Source organism: Phocaeicola oris (assembly GCF_021295095.1).
Lineage (GTDB): Bacteria > Bacteroidota > Bacteroidia > Bacteroidales > Bacteroidaceae > Phocaeicola > Phocaeicola oris.
This window is the reverse complement of the sequence record NZ_JAJLQX010000004.1, coordinates 114,667-133,122: the sequence shown is the minus strand read 5'-3', so window position 1 is coordinate 133,122 and position 18,456 is coordinate 114,667. Positions and strand designations below refer to the sequence as shown.

14 protein-coding genes are annotated in these 18,456 nt (G+C 39.5%); 7 read left to right on the top strand and 7 right to left on the bottom strand.

Annotated features, from left to right (window positions below; translation table 11 throughout):
* Window positions 1–160: 160 nt before the first annotated feature.
* A complete protein-coding gene (locus LO761_RS03830; RefSeq protein WP_272817005.1) occupies window positions 161–643 on the bottom strand; it encodes a DMT family transporter in 483 nt (160 codons plus the stop codon).
* A 245-nt stretch (window positions 644–888) separates the two neighbouring features.
* On the opposite strand from LO761_RS03830, the gene LO761_RS03825 reads away from it, so the two are divergent.
* The gene (locus tag LO761_RS03825; RefSeq protein WP_272817004.1) at window positions 889–3,738 is read left to right on the top strand and encodes a sugar-binding domain-containing protein; all 2,850 of its coding nucleotides are present in this window, start codon (window positions 889–891) and stop codon (window positions 3,736–3,738) included.
* Window positions 3,739–4,515 (top strand): nitrilase-related carbon-nitrogen hydrolase, encoded by a 777-nt coding sequence (locus tag LO761_RS03820; RefSeq protein ID WP_272817003.1) that lies wholly within the window; start codon window positions 3,739–3,741, stop codon window positions 4,513–4,515.
* Window positions 4,516–4,534: 19 nt separating this feature from the next.
* Here LO761_RS03820 and LO761_RS03815 read toward each other — a convergent pair whose 3' ends face one another.
* The 4 genes from LO761_RS03815 to LO761_RS03800 all read right to left on the bottom strand — a co-directional run bounded on the left by LO761_RS03815 (window position 4,535) and on the right by LO761_RS03800 (window position 7,622).
* Window positions 4,535–6,427 (bottom strand): YgiQ family radical SAM protein, encoded by a 1,893-nt coding sequence (locus LO761_RS03815; protein ID WP_272817002.1) that lies wholly within the window; start codon window positions 6,425–6,427, stop codon window positions 4,535–4,537.
* Window position 6,428: 1 nt separating this feature from the next.
* The gene (locus LO761_RS03810) at window positions 6,429–6,761 is read right to left on the bottom strand and encodes a hypothetical protein (RefSeq protein ID WP_272817001.1); all 333 of its coding nucleotides are present in this window, start codon (window positions 6,759–6,761) and stop codon (window positions 6,429–6,431) included.
* 64 nt (window positions 6,762–6,825) lie between these two features.
* Window positions 6,826–7,371, bottom strand: coding sequence for a 1-acyl-sn-glycerol-3-phosphate acyltransferase (locus LO761_RS03805; RefSeq protein WP_272817000.1), 546 nt, complete (start codon window positions 7,369–7,371; stop codon window positions 6,826–6,828).
* A complete protein-coding gene (locus LO761_RS03800; RefSeq protein WP_272816999.1) occupies window positions 7,371–7,622 on the bottom strand; it encodes a hypothetical protein in 252 nt (83 codons plus the stop codon). The genes LO761_RS03805 and LO761_RS03800 overlap by 1 nt, the downstream gene beginning before the upstream one ends.
* Before the next feature lie 154 nt (window positions 7,623–7,776).
* On the opposite strand from LO761_RS03800, the gene LO761_RS03795 reads away from it, so the two are divergent.
* Window positions 7,777–9,429 (top strand): diphosphate--fructose-6-phosphate 1-phosphotransferase, encoded by a 1,653-nt coding sequence (locus tag LO761_RS03795; protein ID WP_272816998.1) that lies wholly within the window; start codon window positions 7,777–7,779, stop codon window positions 9,427–9,429.
* 183 nt (window positions 9,430–9,612) lie between these two features.
* Window positions 9,613–10,479, top strand: a complete 867-nt coding sequence (locus tag LO761_RS03790) for a glycoside hydrolase family 25 protein (RefSeq protein WP_272816997.1) — start codon at window positions 9,613–9,615, stop codon at window positions 10,477–10,479.
* A gap of 33 nt (window positions 10,480–10,512) precedes the next feature.
* Here LO761_RS03790 and prmA read toward each other — a convergent pair whose 3' ends face one another.
* Window positions 10,513–11,361, bottom strand: a complete 849-nt coding sequence (gene prmA, locus LO761_RS03785; protein WP_272816996.1) for a 50S ribosomal protein L11 methyltransferase — start codon at window positions 11,359–11,361, stop codon at window positions 10,513–10,515.
* A 108-nt stretch (window positions 11,362–11,469) separates the two neighbouring features.
* Here prmA and LO761_RS03780 point away from each other — a divergent pair, with 108 nt between their 5' ends.
* A complete protein-coding gene (locus tag LO761_RS03780; protein WP_272816995.1) occupies window positions 11,470–12,183 on the top strand; it encodes a porin family protein in 714 nt (237 codons plus the stop codon).
* Between the two features lie 206 nt (window positions 12,184–12,389).
* On the opposite strand, the gene LO761_RS03775 is transcribed toward LO761_RS03780, so the two are convergent.
* Window positions 12,390–13,412, bottom strand: coding sequence for a Rid family hydrolase (locus LO761_RS03775; protein ID WP_272816994.1), 1,023 nt, complete (start codon window positions 13,410–13,412; stop codon window positions 12,390–12,392).
* Window positions 13,413–13,740: 328 nt separating this feature from the next.
* Here LO761_RS03775 and LO761_RS03770 point away from each other — a divergent pair, with 328 nt between their 5' ends.
* Entirely contained in the window at window positions 13,741–16,791 is a 3,051-nt protein-coding gene (locus LO761_RS03770) for a SusC/RagA family TonB-linked outer membrane protein (RefSeq protein WP_272816993.1), read from the top strand.
* Window positions 16,792–16,810: 19 nt separating this feature from the next.
* Window positions 16,811–18,439 carry a RagB/SusD family nutrient uptake outer membrane protein gene (locus tag LO761_RS03765; protein WP_272816992.1) on the top strand — a complete coding sequence of 543 codons (1,629 nt, stop codon included), beginning with the start codon at window positions 16,811–16,813 and terminating at the stop codon, window positions 18,437–18,439.
* Window positions 18,440–18,456: the final 17 nt, after the last annotated feature.

Genomic DNA, 18,456 nt, shown 5'->3' with positions numbered 1-18,456 from the left:
CATACATATAGAACTGGCACTGGGTATGGAAGTCCATTTTAGATGCTCATTATGAGCATCTAAGGCTACATGTGAATTATTTTTCTTCATTTTTTCATTATTTTATTTGCATATTAACTTAGGATGCCACGGTAGTTTCAGCGTGAGCTTGCCACTGCCCTCAGCACGTCCGAGGATGCCACGGTAGTTTCAGCGTGAGCTTGCCACTGCCCTCAGCACGTCCGAGGATGCTGATGAAAATGCCTGCTAACGTCACTGTCATGGCGATGACAGCCTTCAACGAAAGTACCTGGCCGAGAGATATCCACGCGGCGAAAGCAGACGCTATTGGTGCCAGAGTCATGAAGAGTTGTCCATAACGTGCCCCTATCCAAAGATAAGAGTTGAACAAGCACCAGTCGCCAAAGAAATAGCCCACGATTCCCGACAGCAACAACCATCCCCATGTGCCGGCATCGGCGTACACGGGCATCGCGCCACCCATGAACCACCGGCAGAGTCCTGCGGAACAGAGGAATGCCAGTAACAAACGCCATACGTTTGCCACGATGACTCCCATGCGCTTGGTTGCCACCTCACTGACCAATGCTGTGATGGTCCATGAAAAGGCGACACCAATAGAAATCAACTCTCCTAAATACATCTCATTTTATTGTAATTTTACTGCAGAGGTACGGAAAATATTTTATAATATCCTATAATTTTCTCTATATTTTTAAATGACATTGAACTGTTTTATTAAAAGAGATTGGTAGTTCATGGGAATAATGTTAATACAGCCTTTCAAAGGATGTTTTCTGATGTTGCTTTCAGAGTAGAAAAAGCTGTTTTAATTTGCTTTTAAGCAGATTTTTTCTTAACTTTACAGAGTTATAAAAGAGGATTCTTATGAGGAAATTACAGCTCTTATTGTTTGCTTTGATAGCAGTCTTACTGGGCGGATGTAAGGCAGGTTCGAAGTATGAAATGAGTTTGGCGGGGATATGGTCGTTTCAGTCGGATTCTACCAATGTGGGTGAGCAACAGGCTTGGTTTAGTGTGCAACTGAACGATCATATCAACTTGCCGGGAACGATGGATAACCGGAAGAAAGGTAATTTGAATACCCATCATAAGGAAACTTCTAATCTTTCGCGTGAATACTATTATGTAGGAAAGGCGTGGTATAGCAAGACCATTGAAATCCCTACTTATTGGAAAGATAGAAATATTCTACTGACTTTGGAGCGGACGAAGCCGACGAAGGTTTGGGTAGATAATGATTGGGCAGGAGCGTCGGACGATATTTCTACAAAGCAAGTTTATGACCTGACGAGTCGGATGACGCCCGGAACTCATAAGCTGACCATTATGGTAGATAACGGAAATGCTGTTCCTGCCGCGGTAATGGCTAATTCTCACGCTTATGTGGAGTCCACTCAGACCAATTGGAACGGCATCATCGGTGATATAAAGTTGGAAGCGCGTCCAAAGGTTTATATCTCCGATTTGCAGATATATCCTTCTATAGAACAAAAAAAGGTGGAAGTTCAATTCACATTAAGCAGCTTGCCCAAGCAACATCAGACTTTGTATGTCACTCTTTATGCTAATGCCATCAACACGGAAAAACGCAGTGTACTGAAGATACAAAAGGAAATAACATTAGAGGGGAATAAGGTAACAGTGGATTTGCCTTTGGAAGATAATTATTTAACGTGGAGTGAATATGAGCCTAATTTGTATAAACTGTTGGTCAGAATAAGCGGTGAGAAGATTAATGACGAGCAGACGAAAGTGTTTGGCATACGTGATTTTAAGGTCAAAGGAACTCAGTTTGCCATCAACGGAAAGACGGTATTCTTGCGTGGCAAGCACGATGCCTGTGTCTTTCCTCTGACAGCACATGTCGCTATGGATGTAAAGACTTGGCAGCATTATTTTCGGATAGCAAAGTCGTACGGTATAAACCACTATCGGTTCCATTCGTGGTGTCCTCCGGAGGCTTGCTTTGAAGCAGCTGATATGGAAGGGATTTATTTGCAACCGGAGCTTCCTATTTGGGGAAGCTTGAATCGTCGGGATAGTACATTAACAGCGTTCTTGTTAAAAGAGGGGGAGCATATTCAAAAACAGTATTCAAATCATGCTTCGTTTGTTATGTTTAGCTTGGGGAATGAATTGTCGGGTGATAAGGCTGTGATGGAGAGATTGGTAACAAATTTCCGGGAACAGGATAATCGGCATTTGTTTTCTTCCGGTTCCAACAATTTCTTAGGCTATCAAGGATATGACACTTGGGATGATTTCTTTACTACATGTCGTATTCCCGGGGATAATAGTCGGAAGACTCATACTCGTGGTTCTTTTTCATTTGCCGATGCCGATGATGGCGGTTATATCAATGCTACTTATCCCAATACCGTCATGAATTTTGATTCGGCAGTGGCCCATTGCGCTGTGCCTGTTATCAGTCATGAAACGGGACAATTCCAGATATATCCGAATTATGAGCAGATAAAGAAATATACGGGGAACTTAAAACCGTGGAATTTAGAAATCTTTAGGAAACGTTTGGAAGATGTGGGGATGGCAGATCAGGCAAAAGCATTTTTTGAAGCATCGGGAAAGTGGGCAGTAGAACTTTATCGCGCGGATATTGAGATGGATTTGCGTACCAAAGGTATGGCAGGATTTCAGTTGCTTGACTTGCAGGATTATCCGGGACAAGGTTCTGCCTATGTAGGTATATTGGACGCGTTCATGGATAGTAAAGGCTTAATAGAGCCGAAAAAGTTTAAAGAGTTTTGTAATCAGGTGGTACCTATGCTGATAACTTCAAATCTGACTTATTATCAGAATGAGACGATGAAAGCGGAAGTGAAGATTGCGAATTACTCGGCAGAGGAAATAAAAGGTAAACACCTTATTTGGCAATTGCTCTCGGACAGTTCGGTGGTGGACGATGGTGTATTGGATGTCAACATAGAGCAGGGAGGTCTGTTCTTTATTGGAAATATTACACCGGATATCTCCAAAGTGAAAGCTCCTAAGAAAGCAACTTTATTATTAAGACTGGATGGGACGGAATATCGGAATAGTTATCCTATCTGGGTGTTTGAACCGGCTTATGAGATACAAGTGCCTGAGGGAGTAAAAGTAACCCATCAGCTGACGAAGAGTTTACTTTCAGAGTTGAAAAATGGTAAAAAAGTTCTTTATTTTCCTAATTTGGATAAGTATAAAGAGGTAACGGTAGGGGGACTTTTCCAAACGGATTATTGGAACTATCGCATGTTTAAGACCATCAGTGAGCGTGTTAAACGTCCGGAATCACCCGGAACAATGGGTATTCTGACCGATCCTGAGCATCCTCTGTTTAATTCATTTACAACCGATGCATATACAAATTGGCAGTGGTATCCCATGGTGAAGAATAGCCGTCCGCTGATTCTTGATCAGGTGAAAAACGGCTATAAACCTATCGTTCAGGTCATTGATAATATTGAAAGGAATCATAAGTTGGGATTGATATTTGAATTTTCTATCGAGAAGGGCAAATTGTTGGTTTGTATGACTGATTTGGAGAGTCAGGAGAAGTACCCTGAGGCTCGACAGTTATATAACAGCATACTGACATATATGAATTCCGATGCGTTCAATCCAACTTATCAGTTGACGGATGAGGAGTTAAATAAGCTATTCACGGCTCCGGTGAAAGCGAAAGAGATGGGTAAACTTGATAATATTTCATATTAAATGAATGTAACTATCATACAGCAAGATATCATCCTATCCGATCCCGCTGCGAATCGGAGAAAATTAGAAGCTATGTTGGATGGATTAAAGACAGACTTGGTTGTACTGCCGGAAATGTTTTCAACGGGCTTTTGTACGGTCGACCATCATGGCATGATTGTTTTTGACGATGGACAAACTCCTTCTTGGATGCAACAGATGGCAAGTCTTCATCAGTTTGCCATTGCAGGCAGTTTGGCATGGAAAGTTACAGATACAGAGCATTACAATCGTTTTTTTTTTGTTCACCCTGATAAAACAATATCGTATTATGATAAGAGACATTTGTTCACTTATGGTCATGAAGAGACCTATTTCTCGGCAGGAGAAGAGAGAGTGATAGTGAGATTTAAAGGTTTTCGTTTGTTGCTTCAGACCTGTTATGATATTCGTTTTCCTGTTTTTTCTCGGAATAAAGGTGATTATGATGCTATACTTTACGTAGCCAACTTTCCCGCTTTGCGTATAGAGGCTTGGCGTACATTGATAAGAGCCAGAGCAATAGAGAATCAGTGTTATGTAATTGCTGTAAATCGTGTTGGTTCCGATCAAGTAACAAATTATAATGGCTGTAGTGCAATTATTGATGCTTATGGTAAGGCTATGGTGGAGTGTGGAAATGAAGAAAGCATCGTTTCGTTGGATATAGACATACAAAAATTAAATGTATTTCGTAAACGCTTCCCTGTTGGGAATGATGCAGATAAGTTTGAAATAATAAACAATGTAACTTCTTGATTAAAGGGGGATTCGCTTTTTAGCGTTTTCGATGCCATTTTTGACGCTCGTTTTTATGCTTATACTCTTTGAAAGAATTATTTTTCGTTCCATAGAGTTTCTCAATTAAATCAGGACGTCCTATTTTTTGTAGTTCATTAATAATTGCTTTCCGCTCTTCAGGCTTGTACCAGAAGAAAAACATTCGTTGTGCTAACTTCTCCCGCTGGGTACGAGCAGAATATATTTTTTCTAATGTATACGGGTGATATCCGGTGTACCATGCTTCGGTAGCAACGGTCATAGGAGTAGGAGTGAAGTCTTGTACTTGCTCTAAGTGAAAGTCCAAATCTTTTGTGATAACTGCTAACTCAGCCATATCTTCTTCAGTACAACCGGGATGGCTGCTGATGAAATAAGGAATAAGTTGCTGTTTTAAGTGATATTCTTTATTTACTTGATCGAATGTTTGTTTAAATTGATAGAACTGATTGAATGATGGTTTTCGCATAACTTGTAGGACTCGTTCACTGGTATGTTCGGGCGCGACTTTCAATCGACCGCTGACATGATTTACTATAAGTTCTTTCGCGTATTGGGCATTAATCTTATTTGTTTCCGGGTCTTTTGTTTGATGTTGAATTAAATCGTAGCGTACCCCGCTTCCGATAAAAGATTTTTTAATGCCCGGTAATGCATCCACAGTATGATAAATATCTAAAAGTTGTTGGTGGCTGGTGTTCAAATTCGGACAGACTTCCGGATTAACGCAAGACGGTCGTTTGCATTTTTGACAGGCATTCAGATTCTTTCCATGCATGCCATACATATTAGCGCTCGGTCCCCCTAAATCGCTGATATATCCTTTAAAGTCGGGCATTTCAATGATATGTTTTACCTCGCGCAATATGCTTTCCTTACTTCGGCTGACAATAAATTTACCTTGATGAGCAGAAATGGTACAAAAAGCACAGCCTCCGAAGCAACCTCTATGCATGTTGACCGAGAATTTGATCATATCATAAGCTGGTATGCGCTTTCCTTTATATTTAGGATGAGGCATGCGTGTATATGGTAAATCGAACGACATATCCAGTTCTCCCTGACTCATGGGCGGGTACGGTGGATTAACCACAACTGTCTTATTATCTACATCCTCTAAAATGCGGGATGCAGTGTATCGGTTAGACTCCTCTTCAATATACCTGAAATTCTCTGCTTCTTTTTTCTTATCGTGAAGGCATTCTTCATGTGAATAGAGAATAATGTCGGCAGGATGGTCGGGGATAGGCTCCGGTTGTGTGCCTTTGTTTACGATATATACAGTTTGGAGTATGTCGTGAGGCATTTCATTAGGATTTTTTTTCAGCCGATTAACTAACTCTGTAATAGGCTTTTCTCCCATACCATAGATCAATAAGTCTGCTCCGGAATCTAATAAAATAGGTTTCATGACCCGATCTTGCCAATAATCGTAATGAGTAAGACGGCGTAACGAAGCTTCTATGCCACCTAATACAACCGGTACATCGGGGAATAGCCTTTTTAGGATTTTAGTATATTCCATAGTCGGGCACTCCGGACGCATATCAAAACGTCCGTCGGGGGTATAAGCATCTTCCGATCGTAATCGTTTATTGGCTGTATATTTGTTTACCATACCGTCCATACAGCCTGGTGAAATTCCAAAAAACAGACGGGGACGCCCTAATTTCTTAAAGTCGCGTAAGTCATCCCGCCAATTGGGTTGTGGCACAATGGCCACTTTTAGTCCCTCGGACTCGAGTAATCTTCCGATTACGGCAGCTCCGAAAGAAGGGTGATCGACGTAGGCATCACCACTAAAGAGGATTACATCTAACTGGTCCCACCCTCTCAGTTCTACTTCTTTCTTGGTTGTCGGTAACCAATCGGTTAGTTCGTATTTTTTCAAATTAAGCTTCTTTTTCCATTTCTTCAGCCGGTTGGGTGCGCAGTTTGGCTTTCCAATCGGTATAGAGAACGACTAAGTTTTTCAAGCCTAAGGCTTTCATGTTATCATGATAAATGACATCAATACAAAGATCAAGAAGATCTTTACAGTTACCTTCCACACCTACAATGAGTGAGCGGATGTTAAGCCGGAGTTTTTCTAATACAGACTCATCGACAATACCGTTACTATCAATCAGTTGATCGAACAAAGCATATTTGTCGATGGTTTGAAGATTCTCATCAGAGATATTGATGTTTCTTGTGCCGGAAACGTTCGTTTGTATGGTATACATAGCTGTTACAAAATAGTCCTTTTTACAAAGATAGAATTTTTTAAGAATGAAAAGAGTTTCCTCATTAAATTTTGAAGTTCTCAGGATGTTTTCCTTGGAATTGGGCAAAGTATTGTTTCAGTTTCTTCATCCCTTCATCAGCATTACCGGTTGGTTGCCAAATTTGTTCAGCAACAATTGCCTTGGTTCGATAGTCGATAGCAATGGGTATAATAGGAATATTTGCTCCTACCGCAATATAATAAAAGCCATGCTTCCAGTTTGAATTAGGCTTTCGGGTTCCTTCCGGAGTAATACCTAAATGGAATCGTTTTGCGGCTTTTGCTATCTCGATGGTCTGTTCTACTGTCGATCCTTTTTTATTACGGTCTATGGGGACACCGCCCATTTTTTTAAGGATAGGTCCCATGGGCCAGAAAAACCAATCTTTCTTCATCATAAAACCTGAACGCCATCCATAATAATGAATAAACATTTCACCAATGATAAAGTCCCAATTCGATGTATGAGGGGCGATTGCTATAATGCATTTCTCAGGTAAGGTGATAGTGACACGCTCATGCCACCCCATTACCTTATGAAAAATGAACTCAAAAAAGCGATTCTTCATTATTTAGCGCTTGCAACCTTGTTTAATTCGTTGGCTACAGCCTGAATCTCCTTATCCAAGTCAGTCATTAAAGTTTTATAAAAGCCTTTCACATTTCCAGGTTCTGTATGGCTGACACGAGGTATAAGATTCAAAACGTTACTGACTGATTCAACAACTTTTTCACGGTTAACACCATCGACGAGGCTTGCTGTGAGCAATTCACCGGCAATATATGAAAGTTTTTTCTTTAATAATCTTCTTTTTGCCATAATCTATTTTTTTTATGATGATTAATATATTCGGTGTAAAGATAGGCATTTTTTATCAGTCTTCCTTTTTATATTTCCGAAAAAAAAGCGAAATTTGCAGAGCTTTAAGAAAATAGGAAATATTACATTATAAAATTGATATAGAAATATGAGAATGAAAAGTGCATTACAAATTGCCCGTGCTGCTTATCAGCCAAAGCTTCCGGAAGCATTGAAGGGTCCGGTAAAAGTACAAGAAGGAAAAGCTACACAGTCTGTTGCGGATAGGAAAGAGATTAAGGAGCTGTTTCCTAATACTTACGGTATGCCTTTGATTGAGTTCGTAAAAGGTACAAAGAAAAAAGTGCCAGCATTTAATGTCAGCGTTATTTTATCCGGAGGTCAGGCCCCCGGCGGTCATAACGTAATCTCAGGTTTGTTTGACGGCATTAAGAATTTGAATAGATCTAATCGTCTGTTTGGATTCTTGATGGGACCAAGCGGATTGATTGAACATAATTATATTGAGTTGACTTCAAAGGTTATCGACGACTACCGTAATACCGGTGGTTTTGATATGATTGGTTCCGGCCGTACTAAATTGGAGACTATTGATCAGTTTGAGAGTGGTTTGAAGATTATCCGTGAGTTGGGAATCAAAGCTATCGTTATTATCGGTGGAGATGACTCTAATACGAATGCTTGTGTATTGGCTGAATATTATGCTGCTCAGAAATATGGTGTTCAGGTAATAGGCTGTCCTAAGACTATTGATGGTGATTTGAAGAACGCGATGATTGAAACTTCTTTCGGTTTCGATACTGCTACAAAAACGTATGCTGAAGTTATTGGCAATATTCAACGTGACTGTAATTCTGCTCGTAAGTATTGGCACTTTATTAAATTGATGGGCCGTTCAGCTTCTCACATCGCTTTGGAATGTGCTTTACAAGTTCAACCGAATATCTGCTTGATTTCTGAGGAAATTCAGAAAAAGGATATGACATTGGATGATGTTGTAACTTACATTGCTCAGATTGTTGCTGACCGTGCGGCCGATGGTAATAATTTCGGTACAGTTTTAGTTCCGGAGGGCTTAATTGAGTTTATTCCTGCAGTTGAACGCTTGATCGCTGAATTGAACGATTTCCTTGCAAAGAATGGTAAGGAGTTTGCAGAGGTAGCTCCTGCAAAACAGCGTGAGTATATTATTTCTAAGTTGTCGAAAGAAAATGCTGAGATTTACGCTTCTCTTCCTGAAGAGGTGGCTCGTCAGTTGTCTCTGGACCGTGACCCTCATGGAAATGTTCAGGTTTCTTTAATTGAAACAGAGAAATTGTTGAGTAATATGGTAGGCAAGAAGTTGGCCGCTTGGAAGAAAGAAGGTAAGTATGTCGGCAAGTTCGCTGCTCTGCATCATTTCTTCGGTTATGAAGGTCGTTGCGCAACACCATCTAATTTCGATTCAGATTATTGCTACTCTTTGGGTTACACCGCTGCTCAGTTGATAGCTAACGGTAAGACCGGTTATATGGCTTCTGTTCGTAACTTGACTGCTCCTGCAACTGATTGGGTTGCCGGTGGTATTCCTATTACAGCTATGATGAATATGGAGCGCCGTAACGGTAAGATGAAACCTGTTATCCAGAAAGCATTCGTTGAGCTTAATGGTGCACCATTCAAGAAATTTGCTTCTTTGCGCGAGAAATGGGCAAAGGAAACTTGTTATGTTTATCCGGGACCTATTCAGTATTTTGGACCGACTGAGGTTTGTGACCAACCAACCAAAACTTTACAGTTGGAGAACAAAAATGCTTTTAAGAAGTAATTTGGAAACATCGAAGGCATCGGAGATTGGATAAATGTTAAACTCCGAGACCTTTATAAAAAATAAGTAGGTGCATCAAAAAGTATGAGATAATTTCATTACTTTTGATGCACCTTTAATTTTATAATAAAATAGAATTCTTTAAAGAAATCTGTGATAAGAGCAAAACGAAAGGAATGCTAAATGAACAAGTTGAGACGTAAATCGAAAACAACTAATAATCGGAAGACTGTAAAGAGAAAGTTGGTGAAAAGGCGTAAATCGCGTCGCACTTCTTCGAAGGATCTTCCAAGGTGGTTGTTTTATGTTTTATCCGTCTTCATTGCGGTAGTATTTCTTACGGTATTCTTTTATTTCTTTATTCGTCCTTATTCTTACCGTTGGAAGCCTTGCTATGGACAGAAAGCCTATGGTGTATGTATGCCGTCGGGTGATTATATTCATGGCATCGATCTTTCACATTATCAGGGGAAGATTAATTGGAATCAGTTGGATGATGTTCAACAGGGCCCGTTCGGCATTCGTTTTATTTTTATGAAGGCGTCTGAAGGCGGTGATTTGGAAGATAGTACATTTAGGTCGAATTTTGATTCTGCCCGTGCTCATGATTTTATTCGTGGGGCTTATCATTTCTTTAATCCGAAGAGTGACCCGATTAAACAGGCCGATTTCTTTATTGCCAATGCAGATCTTGACTCTCTCGACTTACCTCCGGTGCTTGATATAGAGAAGAAAGGGGATGATTTGCAAAAGTTCCGCAATGATGTGCGGATATGGTTGCAGCGCATTGAAGAACATTACAGGGTAAAACCTATTATCTATGCTTCGTATAAATTTAAGTTGAAGTATCTCAACGATTCTGTTTTTAATTCTTATCCATATTGGATAGCTCATTACTATGTCGATTCCGTTCAATATCAAGGGCAATGGAAATTTTGGCAGCATACCGATGTGGGAACCCTTCCGGGAATTCAGGAAAAGGTTGACCTCAACGTATTCAATGGTTCGTTGCATGACTTGAAATCTATGACGTTGAAGAAAGATTTTTAGGGTTTAGCGTGTAAATGAATAGCTGTTGGATACTCACGACTTACACTTAAAGACCGCAACTACCCAATTATTATTTTCTTTTGAATGGTCGAAAGTTAGGCCTAAACCTTGGGCTTTTTGTTGGATAAGAGGTAGGTCTTCTTTATAAAATCCACTCATGATCAATGTTGATCCTGAATGCATACAGTGGACATACTGCGGCATATCGTTTAGCAGAATATTCCTGTTAATATTAGCAAGAATCAAATCAAACGGTTGTTTTTCTTTCAGACATCCGGCATCACCCAGTTCTATCTTTATATTATGTAAGCGATTCAGTTCGATATTTTTCTTCGAATTGTTAATGCTCCACTCGTCAATGTCGATTCCGGTGACACTTTCAGCTCCTTTCATGGAAGCAAGAATGCCTAAGATACTTGTTCCACATCCCATGTCAAGCACTGTTTTACCGGTTAAATCCATATTTAACAGTTCGGAAAGTATATTCCGGGTTGTTTCGTGTGATCCGGTCCCGAAAGCCATTTGGGGATTAATGACAATATCGTATTTCACTTTTGGTGTATCGGTATGTGTTGAACTGTGGACGCAAAGCCGATTATCGATGATAATCGGTTGGAATACATTCGTTTCCCATTCCTCATTCCAGTCTTTATCTTCAGCATTTGCAACAGAATAAATCACTTTTACATTTGGTAATGGGAATTCTTCTACCATTTGTTTCAGCGCATTGGTATTATAAAGAGTGTCTTGAATGTATGCTTTTATACCGCTTTCTGTTTCAAGGAAACTCTCGAAACCAATCTCTCCTGCCATGGCAGAAAGTACATCAGTATAATTCTCGTTAAAAGGTTCAATGGTAAACGTAACTTCAAGGTATTTCATGATTGTTTTCTTTGTTCTGTTGCAAAGTTAGGCTTAAATTCATATTTTTGTATAAAGAATATGCAGTTATTTCTTATCTTGTGTGTTTAAGCTAAAAAAGTAGTAGATATGAAAAAGTTTTTATTCGGAATGATATGTTTGCTGTGTGCAACCAATATTTCGGCCCAGTTTGTTCGATGGGGTGTGCGTGCTGGAGCGGGAGTGAGTAATTTCTCAACATCAGAGAAGGTAAAGTGGCGTTTTGCTTATAAGGCCGGTGCAGACGTATATCTTGATATCTTTGATTCCGATTTCTGGTTGTTTTCTCCCGGGATCTATTATTCCAGAAAAGGTTTTAACTGGAATGGCGCATACGGACCGGAATCAATAAAGGATAATGTGCTGAAAGCAAAATTGGGAACCTACATGGATTATATAGAAGTTCCATTTTTGGTTTTGTATAACATAGAACTGTTTGATGATAGTGATTATCGGAATATATCATTGAAGTTTGGTCCGTATGTGGCATACGGAATTAGCAGTAAAACACAGATGGAAGTGCCTGAATTTAATAAGTTTAAGGGTACATTTAAAACAAATCATTTTGATAAAGAATGCACTTATGATGAGGCTGTGTATTTTAATTCAGGAACACCGGTCACTTTACCGAAGATGAACCGGTTTGATGTTGGGCTTCAGGTCGGAATTGATTTGCGTTTTAATAACCATTATATAATAGGAGCCGATTTCCAATACGGGTTGCTAAATACGGTTAACAAAAGCTTCTTAGGAAAGCATCCGAAGAATATGCAGGCTACTCTCTCGTTAAGTTATGAATTTTAAATGTGTTATGAAAGAATGATGACTATTATCTTTGTGATTGATGATTATCAATGTGTGAAGTGATACGTATGAACCGTTCAACTCATGCGGATGAATCGATCAACTCATACGCATGAGTTTAGCAAATGATACGCATGAACCAAGCGATTCATCCGCGTCACTTTTTGATTTTTATTTCATGAACAATAAAAAAGACTTTGACTGCTTTATTTAGCTTTCTCGGCAATACATTCCATTTCGATGAGCCACGACGGACGGCACACTTTAGCATTTACTATGATATAAGGTATATGTGGAAAATGTTTCTTCATGTAATGTTCCGTTTCCAGATAATCTGACACATCGCGCAGGTAAACGATGAAATAACGAACGTCATTTAGTGTGGCATCACCTTCTTTCAGCAAGGCATTGATATTTTCAATCAGGCGATCAGTTTGCTTTGACAGATTTCCTATATTAATGGTATTGCCTTCTTTATCAATGCTGGCGGTACCCGATATGTAATAAATGTACTTGTCCGATAGTTCTAAGCGAGTTCCCCGTTCGAAAGAAACACCATAATCATGTGTCGGACTTAAATGATCCAATGCTTTTAAATAGAGTTTGTCTTCTTCTTTGATATGCGGATAAGTAAGAAAATCCATTCCCACAAAGGCATTTTGAGTCTCGGTATTACCTCCTATTCCGGTACTGGCAATAAAATGAGTATCCGTACTCAGTCCATAACTTTTAAACACATCATTTCGGGCTTTGACTACACCATTATAATTGTTATCTATATCGCTGACGTAGATCCATGTACGAACCAAGTGAGTTGCCATGTCCAAGCCTTTAGCTTTTAGTGTTTTAAGATATTTTTCGAATATAATGGTCAGTTCCAGATATGAATTGTTACATGCGGCATCCTCCTTACTCAAGCGGTATGATTGGAATATGAATGGGGCATCTGCATCGGAAGTCTTCAGCAGAATGGAGATTTTCGACCCGTCGAGTGGGGCTTGTTCGATGATAGAGCAAGCCTTATGCCTCAGTATATCGGTGTAAAGTGGAGATGCTATTAATTGCAAATATTGGTTTTGAGCATCGCTGAGGAATATTTTAGAATATTGTAAATGGCGTCCTTCTTTTTCTTCCTCACTCAGGTAGGAAAGCGTACGAACTTTTATTTCGTCCAGCCTTTCAGGAAATAGATTTCTATTCTGACATGATAGTATTTCGTATTTATCCATGATGATTTACAGTTTTACGGCTGTAAAGGTAATGTTTTTTATGAATTTTCGATACGTATCTGACTTAAAAATACCTACAAAAGGGGATATAGAATTAGTTATGTTAAAAAACTCGATAAGTATTGCACAATGTGTGAAAAAGATGCTACATTTGCCACGGGATATGTGTGAAAGTATAAAAAGTGGATAATTTTTTATCTTTTTTTATTTAATTAGTATTGTATATTGTTGTTATAGGTGTAAATATGTATTGTCAGGATGAAGGTATATTTCGTCCGGATTTTATGATGGAAATAATTTAATTTCACAATTTATTAATCACAATGGTATGAACAACAATCATTTGACTGGCGGGAATAATATATTTCTGCGACGCGGTCAATTCTTAAAAACTTTAGGAATGTCCGTATGTTTGATTGCTGGTAGCTCATTCAGTGCTGTAAACGCAACGAGTCTGAGTTCAGATGCAATTGAAGCTGTCCAACAGGCAATTACTGTAAAAGGACAAGTACTTGATTCTAATGGTGATCCGATTATTGGTGCCAACGTTTTGGAAAAAGGTACAACTAATGGAACAATTACCGACATGGACGGTAATTTTACTTTGAATGTGAGGTCTAATGCTACTTTAGTCGTTTCTTATATCGGCTATACCGCTCAGGAAGTAGCCGTTAACAATCAACGTACTTTAAAGATTACTTTGTCTGAGGATTCGGAAGCATTGGAAGAGGTAGTTGTTATTGGTTACGGTACAGTAAAAAAGGCCGACTTGGCCGGAGCTGTTGCTGTAGTTGATGACAAGAATTTCCGTGACCAGCCTATTACGCATGTATCTGAGGCTTTGCAGGGACGTTTGGCCGGTGTGCAAGTTGAGAATTCCGGTGTACCGGGTGGTTCTGTCAAGATTCGTGTTCGTGGTGCTAACTCTGTTAATAAGAGTAACGATCCGCTTTATGTAGTTGATGGTATTGTTCGTGAATCGGGTTTGGAAGGTATCAATTCCGATGATATTCAGGCTATTCAAGTGTTGAAGGATGCTTCTTCTACTGCAATTTACGGTTCTCGTGGTTCAAATGGTGTTGTTTTGATTACTACGAAAAAAGGTCGTGCCGACCAGAAGATCATTTCATTTGACGCAGAGGTAGGAATTTCCAATATATACAAAACATACGATTTGATGAATGCTTATGAATATGCTCAAGCATATATGGATATAAAAGGCAATCCGAACGCATTCACTGCAGCGGAATTAGAGTCGTATAAGAATGGAGGCGGTATTGACTGGCAGGATACTATGTTCCGTACAGCTGTTACGCAGAACTATAAAGTTGCCATTTCCAACGGAAATAAAGATACTCAATATTATATTTCCGGAAATTATTTGAACCAGGACGGTATCTTTGTGTTCAGTAATAATAAACGTTACACCGGTCGTGTTAATGTCTCTTCTGATGTAACAAAATGGTTCCATGTTACGGCGGATGTGAATGTATCGCATGGCGATCGTTACAGCACAAGCGGTTGGTCGGCAAGCAAGGCTAATCCTATTTGGCAGGCTATCAGTTATTCTCCTTCAATGAATATGTATCTTGAAGATGGATCGTACGCATTCGATAACTATAATGCTATCGGTCGTAACCCTTATGGTATTGCCAAAGAAGAGGGTTCTGATGTCGTAATCAATACCGTAAATGCTATGGTTGATTTACGTTTCAACATCCTTAAAGGTTTAACATTCACTACTACAAATGGTATGGATTTCCGTAATTACAAGTCATATTCTTTCTCGACAAAACGAGTTGAACAAAGAAACTCCATGGGTAATTATGATTATCAGAACATGCAGTTGCAATCGTCTAACAACCTGACTTATGTTGGTCAGTGGGGAAAACATGGCTTGACTGCAACAGGCGTTTGGGAAATCACAAAGAATGAAAGTCGTTCGATGAGCTTAAACGGCAAAGATTTACTGACAGAAAGCGTAGGCTATTGGAACTATAATTTGGCTGCTACTCGTACAGGCGATAACGGCTATTCCGATTGGGCTTTGTTATCAGGAGTTGGCCGTGTTATGTATAACTACGGTGATCGTTATTTGTTAACCGGTACATTCCGTGCCGATGGTTCTTCTAAGTTCACAAAGAAAAAGTGGGGCTATTTCCCATCAATTGCTCTTGCATGGAATGCAAGTAATGAAAGTTTCTTGAAAGATTTTCAAGGAATACAAGACATTAAGCTTCGTGTCAGCTATGGTATTGTGGGTTCTCAGGCTTTAGGTTCTTATGAAACATTGGGTATGCTTTCTGCTGCAGACTATGGTTATGGCGCAAGTTCAAATTACTCCGGTTATTGGTTGAATAGTTTGGCAACTCCGGATTTGACTTGGGAAAAGACTAAACAGTTCGACTTGGGTGTTGAATTCTCTGTATTAGACCGTCGTTTGAGTTTTACCTTAGATTATTATACCAAAACTACCACCGACGCATTGTTACAGAAACAGATCCCTCATTATGACGGAGGTGGTACATACTGGGTGAATGCCGGTAAAATCAAGAATCATGGTTTTGAAGCTGCTATTAATGCTCGTCCTGTTCAAAGTGATAAGTTTAATTGGAACTTTACTTTGACCGGCACTTATAATAAGAATAAGGTTATCGATTTGGCAGGTGATGAATATCTTTCAGGTACTACCCCTGCAGCCGGTATGATTCCACCCGATGGTGTAACTCGTGCACAGGTAGGCTATCCTATGGGTGTATTCTATTTGTATCAGTGGGATGGCATTGATAAAAATACCGGTAATAATATTTATCGTGACGTCAATAACGATGGAAAGGTTGATAGTAATGACCGTATATTAACAGGAAAAGCAACTCCGGATTGGACTTTCGGCTGGAACAACTCTTTATCATACGGGAATTGGGATTTGAATGTATTTTTCAATGCCTCTCTTGGAGCTAAACGTTTGAATATTGTTCGTTTTGCCGGTGAGAATATGGTTGGTGACTCTCGTTTTATCACTATTCGTGATGCTTATTATAACAATTGGGATAAGAATAAAGAGAATCCGTATTGCGCTTCTCAGACAAGTACGACAAATAATATGTATCCTAATTCAACTCAATATCTGGAGAATGCCGACTTTTTGCGTTTACAGAATTTAAGCTTGTCGTATACGTTGAAGAAATCGGTTACACATTTTGCTGATATTCGCTTGTCTTTAAGTTGCCAGAATTTGTTTACTATTTCCGGCTATAGCGGTATGGACCCTGCAGCTTATTCTTTCTCAGATGGACATGCTGACGTAACAAGCGGTGTTGATATGGGTGGTTATCCTACTCCACGTACCTTCACGCTTGGAGCCAAGTTTAATTTCTAATCATTAAGAGTATATAATTATGAAGAATAAAATATTAATTGGATGCTTGCTCATAAGTTCTTTATTTGCAACATCGTGCAGTGATTTTTTAGATGAAGATCCGAAAGGTAAGTTATCTGCAGACACATTCTTCTCATCACAGAGTGATTTGGATATGGCAGTAACTGCCCTTTGGAAGAAAGTTAATGACCCTGCCAACAATACGAATGCATACGGACCGGCATGGATGGGAGATGACTTAACTACCCATCCGGCTTCAAACAAGCAAGCTTATGCACAGTATGACCGATTTGTTATGGTTAATGATAATAAAACGGTTGTTACGGCATGGGATACTTCTTATGCGATAATTAAAGCAGCAAACTATTTGATTGCTAACGCAGAAAAAACTCCTGTTTCGGAAGAAGAGATTAAGATTGCATTGGGACAAGCTCATTATTGGAGAGCATATAATTATTTCTATTTGGTACGCCTGTTTGGTGAGTTACCATTGAATTTGACTAATGAGATTTCTCAGGAGACTCCGTTGTCAAGTGTTCAGGATGTTTATAATATAATTGTTTCTGATTTGGAGTATTGTGTTGCTAATTTGCCTACCAAGTATACTGCAGCTCCTCGTGCTTATCAGGGAGTAGCTACTTATATAACTAAACAGGCAGCTATGGCAACGTTGTCTTGCGTATATATGAATATGGCAGGTTGGCCTTTGAATAAAGGAACAGAATATTACGCTAAGGCTGCAGATGTGGCAAAGCAGGTTATTGATGGTAGCAACAGTGGTACTTTCGAATACAATTTGTTACCGGAATATAGTCAGGTTTATTCATTAAGCCATAACTATAACAATGAAACGGTTGTTGGTATTAATAAGAGCGCGGCTTTTACTTGGTCACAAGATAATGAAACAGGTAAGAGTAATGTATTCGAGTCCCAAGGTGGTTGGGGAGACGGTTGGGGTGCTTTACGTTTCTGGAAGGATTTTCCGGAAGGAGCTCGTAAGGACGCAACTTTCATGCCTAAAATTATGGTACTCGTAGGTGGTTATAGAGGGCAATTGCATAATTTCTGGGATAAAGATCCGGAAGGCAATTTTATCATTCCTGAGGCTCATCCATGTTATCAAATTTTCTGTGCTTCAAATAATGGTACAGCAGATTTTGATTATACGTATGGTGGCAGCGCAACTCCTTCTGTTGACCATGCTTGTACAGAAAAACGTGTTCTTTGTATCCGTTATTCAGAGGTTCTTTTGTGGTATGCAGAATGCTCTGCTCGTGCGACAGGCTCTGTTAATACTCAGGCTTTGGAATGCTTGAATAAAGTTCGCGTTCGTGCAGGTGAAAATCCTATAGTAGCAGGTTCTTTATCAGCTGATGATTTCGCGGAACTTTGCTTCAAAGAACATGGATGGGAGGTTGCAGGCTATTGGATGGCTTGCCAGACTCGTCGTATGGACTTGCAGCGTATGAGTTTGTTAGGTAAGGTATGGGCTGATCGTCAAGAAGATCATACCACCGGTGTAGAAGTTGTTCCGGGCGTTGTTATTAAGGAGTCAATATCTCCGGAAGGTTCTTTCTCGGAAGCTAAAAATATTTATGCTCCTTATCCGGCAGTTGATCAAGATTTGAATCCGAATTTGAAAAAATAATTTAATATGAGTATAAA

Bases quoted from the DNA above. Each gene is read 5' to 3' on its own strand.
- LO761_RS03795 (WP_272816998.1), top strand. From the start codon at position 7,777: ATGAAAAGTGCATTACAAATTGCCCGTGCTGCTTATCAGCCAAAGCTT.
- LO761_RS03780 (WP_272816995.1), top strand. From the start codon at position 11,470: ATGAAAAAGTTTTTATTCGGAATGATATGTTTGCTGTGTGCAACCAAT.
- LO761_RS03825 (WP_272817004.1), top strand. From the start codon at position 889: ATGAGGAAATTACAGCTCTTATTGTTTGCTTTGATAGCAGTCTTACTG.
- LO761_RS03765 (WP_272816992.1), top strand. From the start codon at position 16,811: ATGAAGAATAAAATATTAATTGGATGCTTGCTCATAAGTTCTTTATTT.
- LO761_RS03810 (WP_272817001.1), bottom strand. From the start codon at position 6,761: ATGTATACCATACAAACGAACGTTTCCGGCACAAGAAACATCAATATC.
- LO761_RS03790 (WP_272816997.1), top strand. From the start codon at position 9,613: ATGAACAAGTTGAGACGTAAATCGAAAACAACTAATAATCGGAAGACT.
- LO761_RS03800 (WP_272816999.1), bottom strand. From the start codon at position 7,622: ATGGCAAAAAGAAGATTATTAAAGAAAAAACTTTCATATATTGCCGGT.
- LO761_RS03820 (WP_272817003.1), top strand. From the start codon at position 3,739: ATGAATGTAACTATCATACAGCAAGATATCATCCTATCCGATCCCGCT.
- prmA (WP_272816996.1), bottom strand. From the start codon at position 11,361: ATGAAATACCTTGAAGTTACGTTTACCATTGAACCTTTTAACGAGAAT.
- LO761_RS03775 (WP_272816994.1), bottom strand. From the start codon at position 13,412: ATGGATAAATACGAAATACTATCATGTCAGAATAGAAATCTATTTCCT.
- LO761_RS03770 (WP_272816993.1), top strand. From the start codon at position 13,741: ATGAACAACAATCATTTGACTGGCGGGAATAATATATTTCTGCGACGC.
- LO761_RS03830 (WP_272817005.1), bottom strand. From the start codon at position 643: ATGTATTTAGGAGAGTTGATTTCTATTGGTGTCGCCTTTTCATGGACC.
- LO761_RS03805 (WP_272817000.1), bottom strand. From the start codon at position 7,371: ATGAAGAATCGCTTTTTTGAGTTCATTTTTCATAAGGTAATGGGGTGG.